Source organism: uncultured Porphyromonas sp., assembly GCF_947254915.1.
Classification (GTDB): domain Bacteria; phylum Bacteroidota; class Bacteroidia; order Bacteroidales; family Porphyromonadaceae; genus Porphyromonas.
In genome coordinates this window covers 1-3656 of record NZ_CAMYEZ010000150.1, presented here as the reverse complement: position 1 = coordinate 3656, position 3656 = coordinate 1, and the positions used below count along the sequence as shown (strand labels likewise).

At 54.1% G+C, this 3656-nt stretch carries 3 protein-coding genes; all 3 read right to left on the bottom strand.

Annotated features, from left to right (window positions below):
• Nucleotides 1–1454 (bottom strand): ATP-dependent DNA helicase RecG (locus tag Q0X57_RS07810; RefSeq protein WP_297729880.1); only part of this gene is annotated, 1454 nt, incomplete at its 3' end.
• Between the two features lie 29 nt (nt 1455–1483).
• Nucleotides 1484–2236 (bottom strand): IspD/TarI family cytidylyltransferase, encoded by a 753-nt coding sequence (locus tag Q0X57_RS07805; RefSeq protein ID WP_297729878.1) that lies wholly within the window; start codon nt 2234–2236, stop codon nt 1484–1486.
• Nucleotides 2237–2263: 27 nt separating this feature from the next.
• Nucleotides 2264–3574, bottom strand: a complete 1311-nt coding sequence (der, locus tag Q0X57_RS07800) for a ribosome biogenesis GTPase Der (protein ID WP_297729876.1) — start codon at nt 3572–3574, stop codon at nt 2264–2266.
• Between the last annotated feature and the right edge of the window lie 82 nt (nt 3575–3656).

Below are 3656 nucleotides of genomic sequence, written 5' to 3'. Positions count from 1 at the left end.
AAGACAACGTAGATCTGCTGTCCACGATTGATTGTTTCGTTGATGAGGTTGTAGGGTGTTTCTTTCTTCTTTTCTGCTATTTGGACGGTTGTAATCGGTTTGCGCCCAGGGGGCATTTCGTCTATGACCGAGACCTCGAGGTCGCCATACATGGTCATGGCTAGGGTGCGGGGTATCGGGGTGGCGCTCATGACGAGGATGTGGGGGAGTGTCAGCACGTTCTTGCCCCAGAGCTTGGATCGCTGGGCTACGCCAAAGCGGTGCTGCTCATCAATGACGGCCATGCCGAGCTTGCGAAAGGCAACCCGCTCCTCTAATATAGCGTGCGTGCCGATCAAGATGGAGAGGCTACCATCGGCTAGTGCCGACAAGGTCTCGCGTCTCTCTCTTGTTTTGCTACTTCCCGTGAGGAGTGCTATGGAGACATCGAGCCCCTCGACGAATTCGGAGATGGTTTCGTAGTGTTGCTGCGCTAGGATCTCCGTCGGGGCGAGCATGCAGGCTTGGTAACCATTGTCTACGGCTAGGAGCATGGCAAAGAGTGCGACGAGAGTTTTACCACTGCCCACATCACCCTGCAGGAGTCGGTTCATCTGTGCACCCGAGAGGGTGTCCCGACGGATCTCACGGAGGACTCGCTTTTGCGCTCCCGTGAGGTCGTAGGGGAGTGCGTGGTATAGACCGTTGAAGAGCTGGCCCACTTGATCTAGTCGGTAGCCCTCGTAGCGCATGCGCTGCATGACGGCTAGGCGACGTAGGTAGAGATTGAGGTAAAAGAGTTCGTCGTACTTGAGTCTGAACTTAGCCACCTGCGCCTGTTCGACACTCTGGGGGTGATGAATCCATCTGATAGCAGTCTGGAGTGGCGCCAGATGGCGGTGCGCTATGAGTGGCTCGGAGAGCGTCTCGGGGATAGAGAAGTAGGGGCTCTGGAGAAGCTGGTCGATGTAGCGCCCTAAGAATGCGGAGTCAATGCGGGAGCGCTTGAGTCGCTCGGAGATTCGGTAGATCGGTTGGTACCCTCCGACGGATGGGTTGGGCTTGTCTGCGGGCTTGATCTCAGGGTGTGTGATCTGTAGCTGATTATTGAAGAGCTGTAGCTTGCCGTAGACGATATATTTGCATCCAGGTGTGAGAGAGCGCTGGATGTAGTCTTGCCCTTTGAACCAAACCAATAGCAACTCTCCCGTGTCATCCATAAGGCGTGCCGAGAGATTGCTCTTGCGTCCCAAAGAGGGTGCGCTAAAGGGTTGTAAAATCCCCTCAACCTGTACCTCCGACATAGAGGGCATAAGCGAACCTATGGGGTAGATGACCCGACGGTCGGCGTAGCGGTAGGGGATGTAGTAGAGCAGATCCCGATAGGTGTGCAGGTCTAGCTCTTCGGCTATTAGTTGCGCCCGCTTGGTGCCCAGTCCAGGCAGATCTGCTAGGGGTGTGGTCAAGAAGCTCATAGCAGTATGGGCAGAGAGGGGAGGATGCGCTACCGACTTGAGAGCAGCTGCTGTGTAAGTCGCATACGCTCCTGATGGGATATGGTCAGGAGATGCTCGGCCCAGTAGAGTTGATCAGGAGTAGTGATCTTGATATTCTCTGTGGTGTCAGGCACTAAAGCTAGGTCGCTGTAGAGCTGGTCATAGACAGAGCAGTCGTCGGTGAAGCACTCCTGAAAGGGTTGCTGATAAGCCTCCTTGATGCGCTCCGACCAGAAGACTTGTGGTGTGCGTACCAAGCGGTAGCGACTACGATCTACAGCTTGCGAAGGTTGTGCTCCTGCACCTTCGTCGGGGAGGTAGCGTAAGCTCTCTGAGAGCTGTAGGACAGGCACGGCAGCACCCACACGCTGAGCCTCTTCGTAGCATTTGTCCACTACAGCCTTAGAGACAAAAGGACGCACCGCATCGTGGATGCCAACGAGAGTTCCATCTGGTACGGTCCGTAGAGCCTTTCGTACGGTATCAAAGCGTGTCTTGCCAGCTACAGATAGCTGGATGCGGTCTGCCAGGCGCATCCGTTGTATCGTATCTTCGATGACTACCCAGTAGTCGTAGGAGACTCCTAGGATGATGAAGTCAGTATGGGGCAGCATCGCCTCGACTGTGTGCTGAAGAATTGTTTTGCCGCCCAGCTTGATGTACTGCTTGGGTAGCTCAGCTCCCATACGAACGCCCGATCCTCCAGAGGGGATGATGAGATATCTCTTCGTGTGATCTGACGCCTTTATTACTTGCTCCATATTTATAATAGGCTGTGAAGAGGAAGGTTACTTCTCTCTGAGGAAGACATTGATGGGAGTACCGCAAAAGTCCCAGTTCTTGCGGATTTGATTTTCGAGGAAACGCTTGTACGGCTCACGCACCCACTGAGGTAGGTTGGCATAAAAGGCAAATGTCGGCACAGCTGTGGGGAGCTGCTGAACAAACTTGATCTTTATGTACTTACCCTTGATAGAGGGTGGGGGAGTCTTCTCGATGAGAGGTAGCAAGACTTGGTTAAGCTCGTGGGTTGGTATGCGGGTCGAGCGCATATCGTAGACATGCTGCGCCATCTCGATCACCTTCAGGATGCGCTGCTTGTTGAGTGCTGAGATGAAGATGATAGGGAAGTCGGTAAAGGGGGCGAACCTAGCACGGATTGCTTCCTCCATGGTGCGCTGCACGGGCAGGCTCTTATCCTCGACGAGGTCCCACTTATTGACGCAGACGACCAGCCCCTTGTTATTGCGCTGGATCACCCGAAAGATGTTGGCGTCCTGAGCCTCTATTCCTCTCGTAGCGTCGATGAGCATGATGCAGACATCGGCATTTTCGATGGCACGGATGGCCCGAATCACCGAGTAGTACTCAAGGTCTTCGTTGACCTTGCCTTTCTTGCGGATACCTGCCGTATCAACTAGGTAGAAGTGCTGATTGTACTTGTCATACTCAGCAAAGATACTGTCTCGCGTGGTGCCTGAGCGGTCGGTGACTATGTTGCGCTCCTCTCCGATGAGGGCATTGAGGAGCGAAGACTTACCCGCATTCGGTCTGCCCACGATGGCAAAGCGAGGAAGCTCAAGGAGAGGCTCATGATTGCCCTCCTTGGGGAGTAGTCCTAAGATGTGATCGAGGAGGTCACCTGTCGAGGAACCGTTAATCGCAGAGATAGGGTGCGGGTCGCCTAGACCTAGGGAGTAGAACTCGGCAGCGTCGTTGTGCTGGGTAAAGTTGTCCGCCTTGTTTGCCACCAAGATGACAGGCTTGCTGGTCTGTCGGAGCATGAGAGCTATCTCGTCGTCTAGGTCCGTCACCCCGTTGAGAATGTCCACGACAAAGAGTATCAAGTCGGCCTCTTCGACCGCTATGCGTACCTGCTTATTGATCTCCTCCTCAAAGACATCATCACTGCGCAAAACCCATCCGCCCGTGTCTACAATCGAAAAGGTACGCTCGCACCAAGTGACGTGGCCGTACTGTCGGTCACGAGTCGTACCCGCCTCGTCTGTGACGATCGCTTGGCGAGAGCGGGTCAGACGGTTGAAGAGGGTACTCTTGCCCACGTTGGGGCGCCCTACGATGGCTACTAGATTACTCATAGCTTGATGTCTCTTATAGACTACTTCTCTTAGTCTGCTTCCTTATATATACGTGTGTCAAAAGCTCCCCATCGTCTAGATG